The sequence below is a fragment of the Roseateles subflavus genome, from assembly GCF_030285365.1.
Lineage (GTDB): Bacteria > Pseudomonadota > Gammaproteobacteria > Burkholderiales > Burkholderiaceae_C > Roseateles_B > Roseateles_B subflavus.
In genome coordinates this window covers 14,265-31,747 of the sequence record NZ_JASVDS010000007.1, presented here as the reverse complement: position 1 = coordinate 31,747, position 17,483 = coordinate 14,265, and the positions used below count along the sequence as shown (strand labels likewise).

The 17,483-nt window shown below is 71.1% G+C and carries 12 protein-coding genes; 4 read left to right on the top strand and 8 right to left on the bottom strand.

The annotated features are described in order from the left end of the window. Positions 1-18 precede the first annotated feature (18 nt). The 6 genes from mnmC to QRD43_RS19755 form a co-directional block, all read right to left on the bottom strand. Positions 19-1,998, bottom strand: a complete 1,980-nt coding sequence (gene mnmC / locus QRD43_RS19780; protein WP_285984226.1) for a bifunctional tRNA (5-methylaminomethyl-2-thiouridine)(34)-methyltransferase MnmC2/FAD-dependent 5-carboxymethylaminomethyl-2-thiouridine(34) oxidoreductase MnmC1 — start codon at positions 1,996-1,998, stop codon at positions 19-21. Between the two features lie 47 nt (positions 1,999-2,045). After that, positions 2,046-3,407 carry an MBL fold metallo-hydrolase RNA specificity domain-containing protein gene (locus QRD43_RS19775; protein ID WP_285984225.1) on the bottom strand — a complete coding sequence of 454 codons (1,362 nt, stop codon included), beginning with the start codon at positions 3,405-3,407 and terminating at the stop codon, positions 2,046-2,048. Positions 3,408-3,648: 241 nt separating this feature from the next. Beyond that, a complete protein-coding gene (locus tag QRD43_RS19770) occupies positions 3,649-4,233 on the bottom strand; it encodes a DUF3617 family protein (protein WP_285984224.1) in 585 nt (194 codons plus the stop codon). A 133-nt stretch (positions 4,234-4,366) separates the two neighbouring features. After that, positions 4,367-4,723 (bottom strand): hypothetical protein, encoded by a 357-nt coding sequence (locus tag QRD43_RS19765; protein WP_285984223.1) that lies wholly within the window; start codon positions 4,721-4,723, stop codon positions 4,367-4,369. A gap of 43 nt (positions 4,724-4,766) precedes the next feature. Further along, the gene (locus QRD43_RS19760; RefSeq protein ID WP_285984222.1) at positions 4,767-8,726 is read right to left on the bottom strand and encodes a M48 family metallopeptidase; all 3,960 of its coding nucleotides are present in this window, start codon (positions 8,724-8,726) and stop codon (positions 4,767-4,769) included. Between the two features lie 227 nt (positions 8,727-8,953). Beyond that, positions 8,954-10,456, bottom strand: coding sequence for a DEAD/DEAH box helicase (locus QRD43_RS19755; protein WP_285984221.1), 1,503 nt, complete (start codon positions 10,454-10,456; stop codon positions 8,954-8,956). Between the two features lie 533 nt (positions 10,457-10,989). Here QRD43_RS19755 and ettA point away from each other — a divergent pair. The 4 genes from ettA (at position 10,990) to QRD43_RS19735 (ending at position 15,564) form a co-directional block, all read left to right on the top strand. After that, positions 10,990-12,654 (top strand): energy-dependent translational throttle protein EttA, encoded by a 1,665-nt coding sequence (gene ettA / locus QRD43_RS19750; protein WP_285984220.1) that lies wholly within the window; start codon positions 10,990-10,992, stop codon positions 12,652-12,654. Between the two features lie 216 nt (positions 12,655-12,870). Continuing rightward, on the top strand, positions 12,871-13,353 hold the full coding sequence (locus QRD43_RS19745; RefSeq protein WP_285984219.1) for a Spy/CpxP family protein refolding chaperone: 483 nt from the start codon (positions 12,871-12,873) through the stop codon (positions 13,351-13,353). A gap of 118 nt (positions 13,354-13,471) precedes the next feature. Next, positions 13,472-14,185 carry a response regulator gene (locus tag QRD43_RS19740; RefSeq protein WP_285984218.1) on the top strand — a complete coding sequence of 238 codons (714 nt, stop codon included), beginning with the start codon at positions 13,472-13,474 and terminating at the stop codon, positions 14,183-14,185. Further along, positions 14,182-15,564, top strand: coding sequence for a sensor histidine kinase (locus QRD43_RS19735; RefSeq protein ID WP_285984217.1), 1,383 nt, complete (start codon positions 14,182-14,184; stop codon positions 15,562-15,564). Before QRD43_RS19740 ends, QRD43_RS19735 begins: the two co-directional genes overlap by 4 nt. An 84-nt stretch (positions 15,565-15,648) precedes the next feature. On the opposite strand, the gene QRD43_RS19730 is transcribed toward QRD43_RS19735, so the two are convergent. After that, positions 15,649-17,058 carry an MATE family efflux transporter gene (locus QRD43_RS19730; protein ID WP_285984216.1) on the bottom strand — a complete coding sequence of 470 codons (1,410 nt, stop codon included), beginning with the start codon at positions 17,056-17,058 and terminating at the stop codon, positions 15,649-15,651. After that, positions 17,055-17,483, bottom strand: a complete 429-nt coding sequence (locus tag QRD43_RS19725; protein ID WP_285984215.1) for a DUF3717 domain-containing protein — start codon at positions 17,481-17,483, stop codon at positions 17,055-17,057. Before QRD43_RS19725 ends, QRD43_RS19730 begins: the two co-directional genes overlap by 4 nt.

Genomic DNA, 17,483 nt, shown 5'->3' with positions numbered 1-17,483 from the left:
CCCCTCGGGCAAGGGCGCTCAGCCCGGTCGGGATTGGGGCCGGGTCTGGCGGCACGCAAAGCGCAACGGGTCCACCGCGTCCACCAGGCTCGCCTCGAGCGGCGCGGGCGCCCCGGTGAGCCGGCTCGCGGCCAGCTCGCCGCATAGCAGGGCCCAGGTCAAGCCGCGCGACGCCATGGCCGTGCACACCAGCAGCCCCGGGAGGCGGGGGATCATCCGCACCTGGTCGGTGCGCCCCGTCAAGGGTGGCACGGCCAGACCGCCGACCAGGGGCAGGCGGTCCGGTGCGATGAGCCGCCAGCCCACCCGGCCCTGCTCCGGCGCCGGGCGGGGCAGGGCCTGCGGGGTCAGCAGCGCGAGCTGGGCGAGGTTCTCGTGGTGGTCGCTGTCCCGGATTTGTGGGTCCAGGTCCCCTTCCTGATGTGTGGCGCCAAACACGAGACCGCCGTCCGGCAGGCCCAGCGCATAGCCCGCGCCGGCCACCGGCAGCCGAGGCGCCTGCAGGCCGGCGGCCGCCAGCGCATCGGGCCCGAGCAGGCTGATCTGGCCGCGCTGCGTCATCAGGGGCGGCAGCAGGCCGCCGAGGTCCGGGCCCGCCAGCGTGCCGAGCAGGCCCAGGCTCTCGGTGCCGGCCGCCAGCACCAGCGCGTCGGCCTCGGCCAGCAGCTGCCCGTCGGCACCGAGGCAGCGCCAGCGCGCGCCGTCCTGTGCGAGCCGCGCCACGGGACGGTCGCACATCAGGCGGATGGGGCGGGCCGCGGTCGCCAGCAGCGCCCGCACGAGCCCGCCCGGGGGCAGGGCACCGCCGCCCGGGTAGAACCAGGCCGGGGGGCCGCCGCGGGCCGCTTCGCCCAGGGGCCAGCCGGCGGCCTCCGCGGCCTCCGGGGCTTCCAGGGCCTGGACGTAGTCCCGCGGCAGGCCCAGGCGGGCGATCTGGGCCTGCAGCGTGGCCAGGTCCCGCTGAGGATCGAGGCGCAGCAGGCCGCGTTGGAGCCACGGCAGGTGGCCGCTGGCGAGCAGCGCGTCGGCGCAGCGTCGCGTGTGCAGCGCCGTGGCGCGGTTGAAGCGGGCATGCAGGCCGTCGTCGGGATTCAGCGTGCCGTGGAAGAGCCCGCCGGGATTGCCCGAGCCGGCCTGCGCGGGGGCGTCGCGGGCCTCGAGCAGGCTCACGTCCAGCCCCTGCGCGGCCAGGGCGTGCGCACAGGCGGCACCGGCGATGCCCGCCCCGATCACGAGGGCCGTGCGGGCCTGCGGGGCCAGGGCTTCGCGTCCGGCCGGCCGCTGCGGCACGTGGCGCGGCTGGTGGCGCGCCACGCTCATCTGCCCCTTGCTGGCAAAGCCCTCGGCCTTGCGGACCTCGAAGCCCGCGCTGGCCAGGCCCTCGCGCACCGTGCGCGCGACGCTCCAGGTGGCCGCGGTCGCACCCGGTGCCGCCAGCCGGCCCAGGCTGCGCAGCAGGTAGGGGTCCCAGATCTCCGGGTTGAGGGAGGGGGAGAAGCCGTCCAGGTAGAAGGCGTCGACATCGGCCACCAGCTCGGCCAGCCACTCCCGCGCCTCGCCCAGGCACAGCATCAGACGCACGCGGCCCTGCTCGAAGTCCAGCACGTGCAGGTTGTGGGTCAGCGGCGGCCACTGGGCCAGGAGCTGGCGGGCGAGCGCCGGCTCGGGGGAGCCCGCGTGGGCCTGCTGCAGGTCCGCCGTGCGCAGCGGGTGCTTCTCGACGCTGATGAAGACGAGGCGCTCGGCGCGGGCCGGATCGTCTCGCCAGGCGGCCCAGGTGGCCAGGAAGTTGTTGCCCAGCCCGAAGCCGGTCTCGAGGATCACGAACCGCGCGCGCCCCTGCCAGCGCTGCGGCAGCCCGTTGCCGCCGAGGAAGACGTGGCGGGCCTGCGCGAAGGCGCCGGCACGGGCATGGTAGACGTCGCCGAAGGCCGGCGCGCTGGGGGCGGCCGGTTCGGAGAAGTCGACCTCGGCAGGGCGGATGGGCTGGGTTCTCATGGGCGGCGCAGTATGCCGCAGCCCCGCGGCGACGAGGCTGCGCGGGCTCAGACCTCCACGGACTCGCCCTGCTGCGGCACGCGCACGGCCCAGCCTAGCTCGTCCTGGATGCGGCTGCGCAGGGCATCGGCTGCCTGGGGCTCGCCATGCACGACGAAGGTCTGCTCCGGCGGGCGGCGGAACTGGCGCAGCCAGGCCATCAGCTCCTCGCTGTCGGCGTGGCCGGAGAAGCCCTCGAGGTGGCTCACCTCCGCGTTGACCGACACGAACTCGCCCCGCAGCTTCACCTCGCGGTCACCGGCCACCAGCTTGGCGCCCCGCGTGCCGCCCACCTGGAATCCCGCGAAGCAGATGTGGTTCCGGGCCTGCGGTGCCATCACCTGGAGGTAGTTGAGCACCCGGCCGCCGGTGGCCATGCCGCTGGCGGAGATCACCACGCCGGGTCGGCGTGTCATCGCCTGGGCCATCTTGAGGGACTCCTGCGGCTTGCTCACCAGCGTCACTCCTTCGCACAGCCGGGAGAGCTCGCCGGGCGACACCTTCGCCAGGCGGCGGTACTCCAGCGTGATCTCGGTGGCTTCGCGGGCCATGGGGCTGTCCAGCACGATGGGCAGGTTGCCGGGAATCTCGCCCGCGGCCCGCAGGCGCTGCAGCACCAGGAGCAGCGCCTGGGCGCGGCCCACCGCGAAGCTGGGCAGCAGCACGCTGCCGCCGCGTTCGATCGTGGCGCGGATGATGCGGCCCAGCCGCTCCTGCACGTCCTCAGGCGGATGGCGGCGGTCGCCGTAGGTCGACTCGATGAGCAGGACGTCCGCCTCCTCCAGCGGCTGGGGCGGGGGCAGCATCAGGTCCTTGCTGCGGCCGAGGTCCCCGGAGTACACCAGACGGCGCCCCTCGCTCTGCACCGTGATGCACGACGCCCCGAGCAGGTGCCCCGCGGGCGTGAAGCGGATTTCGCTCTTGCCGAGCTTCAGGCGGCCATCGCGGGGGAGGCCCACGAAATGCGTGATCGCATGCTGGGCATCCTTGAGCGTGTAGAGCGGCAGGGCCTTCTCATGGCGGGTGCTGCCCGTGCGGTTGGCGCGGCGGGCGTCCTCCTCCATCAGGTGGGCGCTGTCGGACAGCAGGACCTCGCAGAGCTTGCGCGTGGCCGGCGTCGAGAAGATCTGGCCCTTGAAGCCTTGCCGCACCAGGGCCGGGATGTAGCCGCTGTGGTCCAGGTGGGCATGGGAGAGCAGCACGGCATCGATGCTGTGCGCCGGGACGCCCAGCGGCAGCCAGTTGCGTTCGCGCAGGGCCTTGTAGCCCTGGAACAGGCCGCAGTCCAGCAGCAGGCGCTGCCCGCCGGTGTCGATCAGGTGGCGGGAGCCGGTGACGGTGTCGGCGGCTCCCAGGAAACTCACGCGCATGGCTCACTCCCCAGGATCGGCCCCGCTGGCGGGGCGCGGTGTGCTGGCGATTGTGGCTCAGGGGGCGCCGGCGGCCCGGGACGCCGCTTGAGCCAGGTCAATGCCAGTCATCGACGCCCGCCGGCAGTGCCGTCGTCGATCAGCGGCACGAGTCAAGGGCAGGGGGCCCAGGTGCGGGTCAACGGCGCAGGTCAGAAGTGCGGGTCAAGGCGCAGGTCATGACGCAGGTCAAGGGGGCCGATCAACGATCCCGCTGCGCCAGGCTGGCAGCGCTGCACTTGGCGGCCAGCCAGCGGCCGTCGACGGCCCACTTGCTGGTGACGCGGCTGCTGGCGTCCCCCGGCTTGTGCTCGACCGTGCCGCTGATTTCGTAGCTGAACGTCCGGGCGCCGAAGCGCATCAGCGCCTGCCCCTTGGAGGTCTGGCCGCTCGGGCTGCGGCAGCTGAACTGGAGCTGGTCGTTCTGCGGGTCGGTGAACTGGCACTTCCAGCCTTCCGCGCCGCCGGTGACGAGCTGCTGGAGGGTCTGCCGGGGCTGCATCTCGCGCACGTCCTCGGCGGTGATGCAATCGCGCTCCTCCTCCACGCTGTTGGGGCTGGCGGCGGCCGGTGCCTTGCCCGGGGGCAGGCCCTGGGCGCTGGCATTGCGCAGAGCCTTCAGGCTGGCCAGCGCCTGCAGGACCTTCGGATTGCCCTCGTGGGTCTCCTGCGTCCGGACGAGCCACTCGCCCGGCTCGGGCTGGGGGGCGGCCTGGGCCTGAGCGAAGGCCAGGATGAGGCCGAGGCTGAGCAGTGAATGGGTGATGGCAATGGGGCGATGCGTCAAAGTCTCTCTCCCTTGGTGTAGGCGTCGGAGCGAGTGTAGGGGGCGGCAATGCCGCTCGCGGCGGCGCGGGCAGCGCTGCTGTAACGCACGGTGACGAGCGCCGGCTGACGTCGGGGAGCGAGCCGTGAGCCGGTCAGCCGCGTCCGGGCGCCTGCACGAAGGCAGCCGATGCGGCACTCGAGGCCTGCCACTGGCTCATCACCTCGGACGTGACGTCCCGGCCGCCGGTGAGGTTGGTGAACACGGTGCTGACCGTCCAGATGGGCCCCCACGGGATGCCCCACCAGCCCAGCAGCAGCGAAGCCAGGCTGTGAAGGGCGGCCTTGCCGGCCACGCTCTCGCCTGCGGGGATGAAGTAGATGTCGGAGCTGCGCTTGAAGGACATCACGACCACGGACAGGCAGTAGGGAAAGAGGACGAAGCGGGCTCCGCCGTCGACGGCAGCCTGGATCTGTGCTGGGCTCAGGTTCTCGATGCCTTTGATTTTCATGGGGTGACTTTCGGAACAAGGGGTGAAGGCGAAGGACCGCGCGTCAGCGGGTCTGGAAGTAGGGGCGTTCGTCGCCGAACAGCAGGGACTCGGCTCCGATGCGCCAGGCCATTGGGGCCTTGGACCCGTAGACGATGGCGGCCATGCTCATCGCCTGGCCGCGCATGAACAGGGGCATGCCCTGCATCAGCGCGGTGCATTCCGCCGTGGGGCGGCGCTGCTCGAGGGCCGCGATGAACCGTCGCAGGCGGGCCTCGTCCAGCCGACCGACCTGTGCCGCATAGGTCGGCAGCAGGGCGAGGAGCTCCTGGTGGCCTTGACGTTCCCGCAAGGCGAGGCCGAGGCTGCTCCAGTAGCTGCGGGCATCGACCCCCGCCTCGACGGGCAGTCGCAGCGCCGCCTGCAGCAGGGGGGCACTGGCCGTATCCGATGCCCCCAGCAGACGGATGAGCCGCGGATCGCGCGAGCCCTCCGGCGCGGGTGCCCGCGACAGCACCTGCTCCAGCTGGCCGCTGGACAGGGCGCCGTAGGCCCGTGCCCAGGCACCACCGTGGTCCTGGCCGCGTTCCAGGGCGAGGTGCAGTTTCAGCTCCTGTGAGGCGGGGCTGAGCGTCTGCATCAGCTTGTCCAGCTCGGCGCTGGTGAGGCCGCCCTGCCAGCGCGCCAGCCGGGCCAGATCGACGTTGACCTCCTCGGCAAGGGCGGCGCTGCGCTGGCGCACGAAGTCCCAGCCTGCCCTGGCCTGCGCCCAGTGCGCCTGCTCGGCATGGGCCATGCTCGCGGCGTAGGCCAGCCACAGGTGCCGAGGATGGGCTTGTGCGCCGTCGATGAAGGCCTGGCCCTTGGACTCGCTCTCCGGCTGGCATCGCACGGACAGGTAGCGCAGGTCGGCGTCGTCGGGCGACTGCCTGGCCTGCGCCTTGATCTGCGTGCACAAGGCCTCCCGCCGCGGCGCGTCGGCCTGGTCCATCTCCATGCGCCGCCACATGAGGTCCGCCGGGGTCTCCTTGAGGCGCTGGGCGAGGATCTCCCGGGCGGCGGGGCCGTCGCCGAGCAGCGTCCACCAGAGGGCGATGCCGGCGCTGTCCGAGGCGTCCCAGCGGGCGTGGGCCTGAATCAGGCGCTCCGGCTTTTCGTCCGGCGGCAGGGCCGACAGCTGCGTCGTGACCTGGTTCACCGGCACGGCCTCGAGGACGCGACGGGACTCGCCACCTCCCTTGGTCCGGATGCTGCGGGGCGGATCCTCGAAGACGTGGCGAGCCTCGCTGGCCCGCCAGCGCGCGGTGCCGACACGGGTGGGCGGCGGCGGCGAGCCGCCTCCGTAGACGGCGGTCCACTCGACCATGGCGGCGGCCGAGGCGACGTTGTAGATGTAATGTTCGAACGCACCGCCCACGGGGGCCTCGAAGCGCTCGATCAGCGCCCGATCCGCCGTGCGCGTCTCCACCCCCAGCACGCGGTGGGCCGGCGCCTTGGTGAGCCGGTGCTCGCCCGGGGCCAGCGACAGCGTCTCGCCGTTGGACAGCGTCACGACGACCGGTCGATCCAGGCCGTTGTAGAGACTCACGGTGGCCTGCATGGCCAGGCCGCCCAAGCCGAGCACCGACATCACGATGCCGCCGGCGACCACCAGGCGTGCCGTGGCCGGCAGCCAGCCGTCGGCCGTCTGGAATCGAACCCAGAGACTCTGGCGGAAATCACGCGGGCGCTCCTGACCTTCGAGCAGGACATCGGGTGCCGGCGGAAACTGGCTGCGGCCTGGCGCCGCGCCGGGGTTGATCTCGCTCAGCCACTGGCGCACCACGCGCTTCTCGGTGTGCAGCAGCAGCTCCAGGGCCTCGCGTCGCAGGGCGCCGCAGGCATTGGACTGCTGGTCCACCCAGCCGTCGATCACGTTCAGCCAGTCGCCCAGGTTCTGCGCGGTGGGCCAGGGCAGCTGCAGCTCGCCGATCGCCTGCCGCCATTGCTCGATGTGCAGGGCGTCGGCCAGCACGGCGTCGAGCTGCACGAGCGCCGCCTCCTGGTCCAGCTTGTGCATGGCCTGCTGGAGCGCGCTGGCCGCCTCGACGATGCGCTGACGCCCGGCATCGTTGACCCGGCCGGTGGCCGTGGTCTGTCGGATCGTGTGCTGCAGCAGCCCTTGCAGGTCACGCAGATTGGCCTCGCCGTGGCTGCCGTAATGCAGCGCGGTGATCAGGCCTCGCAGGTGCTCGGGCCAGCCTTGTCCCAGGCGGTCGGCCACGGCCAGATGGAGGCTGCGCACGCGCAGGTCCTGCAGGCGCAGCGACTCGCGCAGGGCCTGCAGCTCTGCCTGCACCTGCTGCAGCGCGACATGCAGGGACTTGCGGCTGAGCGTCTGGTCGCGGAAGCGGATCACGCCCCCCTGCGCCTCCAGATGGCCGCGCTCCAGCGCCTGCAGCTGGCCCTGCTCGGTTTCCAGCGCGCTCAGGCGCGCCATGTCCTGGCTCAGCCGGGCGGGATAGAGGTCCACGAGCTGGCTGCGCTCGAAGCCGGGGCAGTCCTGCCACAGGGCCTGCGCGTCGGCCGTGTGGCGCACCGGGGAATGTCCGAAATAGAGGCCGCGGTAACGGGCATCGAGGTGTTCGCGTTCGAACTGCTGCTGCAGTCGCTGCAGCGACTCATCCGGGTGCGCAGGGCCCGCTTCGCCGGCCTCCGCCGGGTCGTGGGCCTTGTGGTCGGAGGACACCTCGCCTGCGCGCAGGGCGAGCGCCGTGACCTGCACCCGCAGCGCCGCGGCCTCCTGGAACAGCGCCCAGGCCGGCCGGTCGTCAATCGGGGCGTGGAGGTACTGGCGCTTCGCATTGGCCTCGCGCTCGTGGCTTGGCGGATGGCTCTGCCACATGCGGGGCGGCTGCGCCAGCTGGGGCTGGAAGATGCGGTGCCCCGCCGCATCCTCGGGCAGGGGCGGTGGCTGGCCATGGTCCGGCTGCTGCAGCAGGCTGCCCAGCTGCTGCTGGATCTGAGACTGCAGGGCGAACAGGTCGCCCACCCGGCGTCCGGCCTGCTTCTCGCCCATCGCGAAGGTCATGGCGCGAGACCAGGCGTCATCGGCGGCCTGGAGGCGGTACAGGGCATGGATCAGCGCGTCGCTGCCGGTCAGTGCGACGGCCACCAGGTCGGCATTCATCTCCATCTCGCGGGAGAGCGCGCGCTGCAGCAGGTCCACGGCGCGGTAGGCGCTCTCGACCAGGCTTCGCACCGACCAGACGACGAGCCGCAGCCCCCAGCCGAGCCAGGCGATGCGCAGGTCCCACAGGGAAACGCGCTGCAGCACCTCGTCCAGCTTTCCCCGGTGCACCACGAGGTGCCGGGCGATCTGCTGAGCCACGTAGACCCAGCGTCCCACCGCCATGGCGCGCTGGCCAAAGTGGCCGAACTCATGGGCAAGCACCGCGCGGAACTCGCCCAGGTTCAGGGCCTGGACGAGCCCCAGCCCGATCAGCAGGTTCTTGCGCGAGGGGATGAGCAGGTTCAGCAGGCTCAGGTCATAGAAGACCGAGGCGTTCACGTCCGCGCTCAGGAAGACCTTGTGCGGGCGCGGCGCGCCGGCCTTGTCAGCCAGCCGGTGCAGGAAGGCGAAGAGCTCCGGCTGGTCTTGCGGACGGAGTTCGAGCAGGCGGTCCGTGCCGCCGCGCTTGACGAAGAACAGGGCCCGGAACATGAGGGCCGCGAGAAAGGCGGCACCGAGCCCGCCCAGCCAGCCCCACAGGGCGTCCTGCCCCATGCCGCCTCCGATGGTGAGCTCGAAGGCCGTCCAGGCGAACCAGGTGGCGAGTGCCAGGTACAGGGTGACGAAGCAGAGCAGGGCAAGCAGCGCGATCCAGGTCTGGCGTCGGTACGCAGAGCCAGGGCGGGCGAGCCGCTCCACCAAGGCCGTCCCGGACAACGGCGGCTCGCCGCTCAGGTCGGCAGGTGGCGCCTGCCGGGTGTCGTCGTGCGCACGGGCGACGTGCTTGTCTTGCGGCGCTGCGGGCTCGCTCATTCGATCCTCCCTGTGGCGCCCGCCGTGACATCCGGGGGTGCCTGCATTTTTCGAGGGCAGGAGTGTCTCAGGGAAAGGCATGCCCGGCCTCCTGGGAGACCCTTGCCGGTGTATGCGCCTCCACCGCCTGGGGGATTGCCTGCCGGACGCAGGATCGTCGTGGCACCAACAAAAAAGCCCGGCATGGCCGGGCTTTTCGAGGGGAGGGCCTTGTCAGGCCTGGGAGATCAGCGCTTGGGGCTGGTCAGCCGGGCGCCGCCGCCACCTTGGCGCGGCGCACCGCTGCTGGCCGGGCGCTGGCCCTGGCCGCCCCGCGGGGCGTCCGTGCGGCCCCCCGCATTGCGACCCTGGGACGGCGCGCCGTCACGCCGTGCCGGCGCCTGGCCGCGACCGGCGTCCTGGCGCGGACGGTCACCGCCGCGGTTGTCGCCACGGCCGTCACCACGCGGGGCATCGCCCCGGGGTGCTGCCGACGGGCGGCCGCCTCGGCCACCGCCGCCACCACCGCTGCGGCCCCCACGGCCGGCACCGCCGCCGCCATTGAGCACCATGCGGCCCAGCACGATGGGCTCGGGCTTGGCGTTCGGGTCCGGCACGAAACCGGGCACGACCTCGCGCGGGATCTCGCGCTTGATCAGCTTCTCGATGTCGCGCAGGAAGCCGTTCTCGTCCACGCACACCAGGCTCACGGCCTCGCCCTTGGCGCCCGCCCGGCCCGTACGGCCGATGCGGTGCACGTAGTCCTCGGGGACGTTGGGCAGCTCGTAGTTGACGACGTGGGGCAGCTGGTCGATGTCGATGCCGCGGGCGGCGATGTCCGTCGCCACCAGCACCTGCAAGGTGCCGGCCTTGAACTCGGACAGCGCCTTCGTGCGCGCGCCCTGGCTCTTGTTGCCATGGATGGCCATGGCCGAGATGTCTTCCTTGTTCAGGTACTCGGCCAGGCGGTTGGCGCCATGCTTCATGCGGGTGAAGACGAGCACCTGGTGCCAGTCGCCCTGACGGATCAGGTGGGCCAGCAGCTCCTTCTTCTTGTCGCGGTCGACCGGATGGATCTTCTGGGCGATGGACTCGTTCGTCTGGTTGCGACGGGCGACCTCGATCAGCGCCGGCTGGTTCAGCAGACGGTCGGCCAGGGCCTTGATGTCATCGCTGAAGGTGGCCGAGAAGAGCAGGCTCTGCTTCTTCTGGGGCAGCAGGGCCAGGACCTTCTTGATGTCATGGATGAAGCCCATGTCCAGCATGCGGTCGGCTTCGTCCAGCACCAGGATCTGCACGTGGGACAGGTCCAGCGTGCCCTGCTGCGCATGGTCCAGCAGGCGGCCGGGCGTGGCCACCAGGATGTCCACGCCCTTGCGAAGGCGGTCGATCTGGGGCTGCATGCCCACGCCGCCGAACATCACCATGGACGTCAGGGGCAGGTACTTGCCATAGAGGCGCACGCTTTCCTCCACCTGGGCCGCAAGCTCACGCGTGGGCGTCAGCACGAGGGCACGGATGGGGATGCGGCCGCGGGCGTCGCGGCTCGGCTTCTGGAGTGAGAGACGGTGCAGCAGCGGCAGGGTGAAGCCTGCGGTCTTGCCAGTGCCGGTCTGGGCCCCTGCCATCAGGTCGCCGCCCTGGAGCACGGCGGGGATCGCCTGGCTCTGGATGGGGGTGGGGGTGGAGTAGCCGGCGTCGGCAATGGCCTTCAGGAGGGGCTCGGCCAGGCCCAGGGAATCAAAACTCATCGACTGCAGGATTCGCACGCCAACCGCTCGAGGCCAGGCCGCGCCGCATTGTGTGCGACGCCAGTCTTCGGGCCCGGCGGGGCGGGGTGCTTGAGCTCAAAAAAAAATGACGCCACGGCAAGACTGTGAGCCGTAGCGTCGAAGGCCATTATAGGTGCGCACCTGACGCCGGGGGTCGAGTCCGCAAATGAAATGTCGTGACGGGCTGTGCAGCCGTGCGCGCCGCGTCCCGGCGCAGGCCCGGAAACTGCGACAATAGCGGTTTGGCTCGGGAGTTGCCGACCAGCGCCGCCGGTGGGATGCACCGGCAGTGGTGGTAGTGGCTGCAGCGGCGGAAGCGGCGGAAGCGGCGGAAGTAGTGGCCGGTGCAGCCTCCGGCCCAGCGAACGCTGCGGTGTCCGCCCGCCTGCTCCCGGCACCCGCCATCTGCCGCCGCACTGGCCTCGGCCCCTGGTCGAGGCCCTCCCGGCCGGGTGTCGCCCCGAATTCCTGAAGTTTCCGATCGTTCACCTGCTCTCAACCCTGAGTAAGCCATGGCCCAATATGTTTTCTCGATGAACCGTGTCAACAAGACGGTTCCCCCCAAGCGTCACATCCTGAAGGACATCTCGCTGTCCTTCTTCCCGGGCGCCAAGATCGGCGTGCTGGGCCTGAACGGTTCGGGCAAGTCCACGCTGCTGAAGATCATGGCCGGCGTCGACAAGGAGATCGAGGGCGAGGCCATCCCCATGCCGGGCATCAAGATCGGCTACCTGGAGCAGGAGCCGAAGCTGAACCCGGACCAGACCGTGCGTGAGGCGGTCGAGGAGGGCATCGGCGGCGTGCTGGCCGCCAAGAAGCGCCTGGACGAGGTCTATGCGGCCTACGCCGAGCCGGACGCCGACTTCGACGCCCTGGCCGCCGAGCAGGGCGAGCTGGAGGCCATCATCGCCGCCGCCGGCTCCGAGAACACCGACCTGCAGCTGGAGCTGGCCGCCGACGCCCTGAACCTGCCGCCCTGGGACGCCCAGATCGGCGTGCTGTCCGGCGGTGAGAAGCGCCGCGTGGCCCTGTGCCGTCTGCTGCTGTCCAAGCCCGACATGCTGCTGCTCGACGAACCCACCAACCACCTGGACGCCGAATCCGTCGAGTGGCTGGAGCAGTTCCTGCAACGCTTCCCCGGCACCGTGGTGGCCATCACCCACGATCGCTACTTCCTCGACAACGCCGCCGAGTGGATCCTGGAACTGGACCGTGGCCACGGCATTCCCTGGAAGGGCAACTACTCCGACTGGCTGGACCAGAAGGAACGCCGCCTGGAGCAGGAGCAGAAGTCGGAAGACGCCCGCGCCAAGGCCATGAAGGAGGAACTGAAGTGGGTGCGCTCCAACGCCAAGGGCCGCCAGGCCAAGAGCAAGGCGCGTCTGGCCCGCTTCGAGGAACTGAGCGACGTCGAATACCAGAAGCGCAACGAGACGAACGAGATCTTCATCCCCGTGGCCGAGCGCCTGGGCAATGAAGTGATCGAGTTCGAGAACGTCACCAAGTCCTTCGGTGACCGCGTGCTGATCGACAACCTCAGCTTCAAGGTCCCGCCGGGCGCCATCGTCGGCATCATCGGCCCCAACGGCGCCGGCAAGTCCACGCTGTTCCGCATGATCCAGGGCGTGGAGCAGCCGGATACGGGCACGGTCAAGATCGGCAAGACGGCCAAGCTGGCCTTCGTCGACCAGAGCCGCCAGAGCCTGGACGGCAGCAAGACGGTGTGGGAAGACGTCTCGGGCGGTCTGGACAACATCGTCGTCGGCAAGTTCGTGATGCCCAGCCGCGCCTACATCGGCCGCTTCAACTTCAAGGGCAATGACCAGCAGAAGATGGTCGGCCAGCTCTCCGGCGGTGAACGCGGCCGTCTGCACCTGGCCAAGACCCTGGCCCAGGGCGGCAACGTGCTGATGCTTGACGAACCGTCCAACGATCTGGACGTCGAAACCCTCCGCGCGCTGGAAGAGGCGCTGCTCGAGTTCGGCGGCTCGGCCATGGTGATCTCGCACGATCGCTGGTTCCTGGACCGCATCTGCACGCACATCCTGGCCTGCGAGGGCGACTCCCAGTGGTTCTTCTTCGACGGCAACTTCCACGAGTACGAAGCCGACAAGAAGAAGCGCCTGGGCGAGGAAGGCGCGCGCCCGAAGCGCATGCGCTTCAAGCCCATCCGCTGAGCACGGCGTGGCCGGCGGCACAGACGCCAGCCCACGCAGCGACGAGAAGAGGCCCCGCGAGGGCCTCTTTTTCATGGCCGCTTCAGGGCCGCTTCAGGGCGGGCGCCGGCCGCCGGACATGTCCCCACGGCTTTCTTTACGCTTCTTCACCGCCACGGCATGGCGGGCTTACTGGCGCTGCCGACACTGACTCCATCCCACCCAAGGAGCAGTTGTATGAAAAGCCTCAATCTCAAGCGCCTGATTCCCGCCGCCGCCATGGCCCTGGCCCTCGTGGCCGGAGGGGCCCAGGCGCAGCGCCATCCCGGCATGGGCGGCCCCGGCATGATGGGCGGCATGATGGGCGGCCACGTCGAGCACATGCTGGACCTGGTGGACGCCACCGACGCCCAGCGGACCCAGATCAAGACCATCATGGACACGGCCCGCAAGGAGCTGAAGACGCAGCAGGACGCGCTGCGCAGCCTGCACGAGCAGGGCCTGGCGCTGTTCTCCGCCACCAATGTCGATGCCGCCGCGATCGAGGCCCTGCGCGTCAAGGGCAGCGCGCTGCACGAGCAGGTCTCCAAGCGCATGAGCCAGGCCATGATCGACGTCGCCCGTGTGCTGACCCCCGAGCAGCGTGCCAAGCTGGCCGCCAAGATGAAGCAGCGCCAGGCCCGCATGGCCGAGCACATGAAGTCCCGCGGCGGCCAGTGAGCCCTCGAGCCCGGATCGTTCGCTCAGGACTGCGCTTATGCTTCAGGCCTACTTTCCTTCCGCGGCGCACGCCGACCGGGCCTCGGCCCGGGCGCGCTGTGCCAGCCATCTGCCCACCATGAATTCCAGACTGCTGCTGATCGACGACGACGCCCGCCTGACCGACATGGTGGGGGCCTACCTCCAGTCGGCCGGTTTCGACATCGACGTGGCGCCCAATCTGGCCGCGGCCCGGCAGATGCTGGAGCAGGGCGTGTACGACCTGGCCGTGCTGGACATCATGCTGCCGGACGGCGACGGCCTCGACTTCTGCCGCGAGCTGCGCCGCGACGCCCGCATGAAGCGCCTGCCGGTGCTGATGCTCTCGGCCCGCGGCGAGCCCATGGACCGCATCCTCGGGCTGGAGCTGGGCGCCGACGACTACCTGCCCAAGCCCTTCGAGCCGCGTGAGCTGCAGGCCCGCGTCAAGGCGCTGCTGCGCCGGGCCGAGCCGGACATGCAGGGCGTGGAGGTGCTGCGCTTCGGCCGTCTGGAGATCGACCTGGCCGCCCGCATGGCCCGCCTCGAGGGCAAGCCCTGCGACCTCACGAGTCACCAGTTCGACCTGCTCGTCGTGCTGGCGCAGAGCCCCGGCCGTGTGCTGTCGCGCGACCAGATCATGGACTCGCTCAAGGGCCATCCGCTGGAAGCCTTTGATCGCTCCATCGACGTGCACATCTCCCGCATCCGTGCCGTCATCGAAGACGATCCCAAGACGCCGCGCCGTGTGCTGACCGTCCGCGGTGCCGGCTACGTGTTCGCCCGCAAGCAGGACTCCGAAGGCCAGGCGTGAAGTCTCTTTACTGGCGCATCTACCTCACCGTCATCGTCGTGCTGGCCGCCTTCGCCTTGGGGGCGGCCTGGCTGTTCCAGCGCCAGATCGAGCAGGAGCGCGGCAACGCCGAGGTGGCTGCCGGCGAGCGCTGGCAGGCCATGGCCGTGCTGCTGCAGCGGGCCCTGCCGCCGCCGGATGCGCCGCGCGAGCAGCAGGCCCGCGCCATCGAGGAGTGGGGCCAGCGGCTGCGCATGGCGCTGGCGCTGGAGGATGCCCAGGGGCAGCGCATCGGGGCCTCCGAGCTGTTCGAGCGCCGCGAAGACTTCCCCGGCCAGCGTCAGCTGGAGATCACGCTGGACGATGGCCGCCACATTGCCTTCATTCGCAATATCCGGCCTCCCGGGCCGCGTGCCGAGGCCCGCCAGGGACCGGCGCACGGCTCGGAAGGCAACGCCGGCCCGCCGATGATCCGGCGCGAGGACGGCCCCTGGGGGGCGCCGATGCTGCTCGGGCCGCGGCTCTTCCACGGCCAGGGCCTGGCGATCGTGCTGGTGCTGCTGTTCGTGGGCATCGCGGCCGGCGCCTTCCCGGTGGTGCGCCGTCTCACCCGGCGGCTCGAGGCGCTCAAGTCCGGCGTGCAGACCTTCGGCGACGGCCAGCTGAGCCATCGCGTGGATGACAGCGGCCGGGACGAGGTGGCCGCCGTGGCGCGCAGCTTCAACGAGGCCGCGGGGCGCATCGAGGCGCTGCTGCGCTCGCACCAGAGTCTGCTGGCCAACGCCAGCCATGAGCTGCGCTCGCCCCTGGCGCGCCTGAAGATGGCCTTCGCCATGTTCGAGGACGCCGGTGACGCCCAGCGCCAGAAGCTCAAGGTCGAGATCCAGACCAATATCGCCGAGCTCGATGCCCTGGTCGAGGAAGTGCTGCTGGCCAGCCGCCTCGACAGCGGCAGCCAGCAGATCCAGCAGGATGCCGTGGACGTGCTCGGGCTGGCCGCCGAGGAATGCGCACGCAGCGGGGCCGAGCTGCTTTCCGATGAGCGGGACTCGCAGCTGCGGCTGCAGGGCGAGGAGCGCCTGATCCGCCGTTCGCTTCGCAATCTCCTGGAGAACGCCCGTCGCTACGGGGGCGGCAGCGTCGAGCTGAGCCTGCGGCCGATCGGCCGCCTGCTCGAGCTGCGGGTCGCGGACCGCGGGGCCGGGGTGCCTGACGGCCTGCGCGATCGCATCTTCGAGCCGTTCTACCGCCTGCCCGGCCATGCCGAGCAGGCCGGCGGCGTCGGGCTCGGGCTGAGCCTCGTCAAGCAGATCGCGGAGCGCCATGGCGGCTCGGTGCGTTGCGAGGCCCGCGAGGGCGGCGGCAGCGTGTTCGTGCTGAGCCTGCCGCTCAAGACCTGACCCCGTCCGGCTCCCCGCTCCGCTGAGCCGGGTCTTGCCGATGCGCTGTCCGACCCTCGTACGAGGCGCGGCCCTCGCGTCACCTCAGGGCGCGGCGGCCGCGGCGTCGCCGGCCTCCTGCCGCTCCCGGCCGTGGACCCAGGCCATGAGTGCCACGAGGCCCGCCGAGCACATCAGCAGCCCCAGGCTGGCGGCCAGCCAGAAGCCGCTGGCGCCCCGGCAGAAGCCCGGCAGCCAGGCCGGCGGCGCGAATGCCAGCCAGTAGCCCCCGCCCAGCCCCAGGCCCCAGATGGCCACGGCATACACGAGCATGGGCGCCAGGGCCACGTGGTGTGCGCGCAGCACCGAGGCCGCGATGGCCTGGCAGGCATCGCCCGCGTGGAACAGCCACACCCACAGCAGCAGCGGCAACGCGGCGGCCTGGATGGCGGGGTCCGGCGTGTAGAGCGACAGCACCTCCCGCCGCAGCAGGAACACCAGCCCGCCCATCAGCAGGGACAGCAGCAGCGCGATCTCCAGCCCGTGCCAGCCCAGGCGCCGGGCATCGGTGAAGTCGCGTGCGCCCAGGCGCTGGCCCACGAGCGCGCCGGTCGCATTGCCCAGTGCCATCGGCAGCATGAACATCATCGCGACCAGGTTGGCTGCCAACTGGTGCCCGGCCACCGAGGTGGCCCCCAGCCGCGAGATGAACAGCGCCATGAAGGTGAAGCCGGTCACCTCGATGAGGATGGACGCCCCCATCGGCACGCCCAGGCGCAGCAGCCGCCCGATCAGGGCCGGGCGGGGCGGATGCAGGCCGCCGCGCTGCAGGCCGAAGGCGGCGTAGTGCGGATCCCGGCGCAGCACCCAGAGGCCCAGGAGCAGCTGGGACCACACGACCAGCGCCGTGGCCATCGCACCGCCCGGGGCGCCCATCGGCCCGAGGCCCAGCGCGGGCACGCCATGGATCAGCCCGGCGCTCAGTGGCAGCTTCAGCAGCAGGCCGCCGACCTGCAGGGCCATCACGGCCTTCGGGCGGGACACCGCCGTGTTGAAGCCGCGGTAGGCCGTGAACAGCAGCGCGGCCGGCAGGGCGAGGCCCAGGAAGTGCAGGTGGCGCCGCACGATGGCCTCGACGGCCGGCTCGGGCCGTGCCAGCGCGAGCAGCGGGTCGGGGAACAGCAGGATCAGCTCGCCGATCACCGTGAGGCCCAGCGCCAGCCAGGCGGCCTGGTGCAGGCAGTCGCCCACGCCTTCATGGTCCTGCGCGCCAAAGCGCTGGGCCGCGACGGGGGACACGGCCAGCACCACACCCATCAGGCCCACGAAGACGCTGGTGTACATCGCGTTGCCCACGGCCAGCGCGGCGAGGTCCAGCGCGGCATAGCGGGCGACGAGCAGGGTGTCGATCGTCGAATAGGCCAGCACCGCCAGCTGGCCGATGAACACGGGCCAGGCCAGGGGCAGGATGCGGCTCAGGCTGCCATGGCGTCGGCGTCCGAGGGCGGCCCTCACGGCGCCTCGCCTTCGCCCGTCTGGCGTTCCCGGGCGCGCTCGGCGTAGCGGTTGAAGCGCCAGGCCGTGCCCTCGAGCGTGATGCGGCGCCAGGTGACGCGCTTCTCGGCCGGCGTCATCACCGGCCAGTTCTGCACCTCGTCGAAGGTGCGGCCACAGCCCTTGCAGAGCTCGTCGCCCTGGCTCGTGGAACAGATGGCGATGCAGGGGGCATCGGGCGTGCTGTCGTACCAGCGCAGCCAGGCCTCGCGGGCCGCGGCGGGCAGCGAATCCTCGTCGCACTCGCTCTCGCGGTGGTAGACGAGCAGGGCGTAGACCTCCGCCAGGGCCTGGACGGGCGGGCACGCGCTGAGCCCGTCGCCGGGCACGCGCTGGCGCCACCAGTTGATGGCGGCCTCGATGTCGGTGATGTGGATGCCGGCCAT

Bases quoted from the DNA above. Each gene is read 5' to 3' on its own strand.
- QRD43_RS19740 (WP_285984218.1), top strand. From the start codon at position 13,472: ATGAATTCCAGACTGCTGCTGATCGACGACGACGCCCGCCTGACCGAC.
- QRD43_RS19755 (WP_285984221.1), bottom strand. From the start codon at position 10,456: ATGAGTTTTGATTCCCTGGGCCTGGCCGAGCCCCTCCTGAAGGCCATT.
- QRD43_RS19775 (WP_285984225.1), bottom strand. From the start codon at position 3,407: ATGCGCGTGAGTTTCCTGGGAGCCGCCGACACCGTCACCGGCTCCCGC.
- QRD43_RS19725 (WP_285984215.1), bottom strand. From the start codon at position 17,483: ATGGCCGGCATCCACATCACCGACATCGAGGCCGCCATCAACTGGTGG.
- mnmC (WP_285984226.1), bottom strand. From the start codon at position 1,998: ATGAGAACCCAGCCCATCCGCCCTGCCGAGGTCGACTTCTCCGAACCG.
- QRD43_RS19760 (WP_285984222.1), bottom strand. From the start codon at position 8,726: ATGAGCGAGCCCGCAGCGCCGCAAGACAAGCACGTCGCCCGTGCGCAC.
- QRD43_RS19765 (WP_285984223.1), bottom strand. From the start codon at position 4,723: ATGAAAATCAAAGGCATCGAGAACCTGAGCCCAGCACAGATCCAGGCT.
- QRD43_RS19745 (WP_285984219.1), top strand. From the start codon at position 12,871: ATGAAAAGCCTCAATCTCAAGCGCCTGATTCCCGCCGCCGCCATGGCC.
- ettA (WP_285984220.1), top strand. From the start codon at position 10,990: ATGGCCCAATATGTTTTCTCGATGAACCGTGTCAACAAGACGGTTCCC.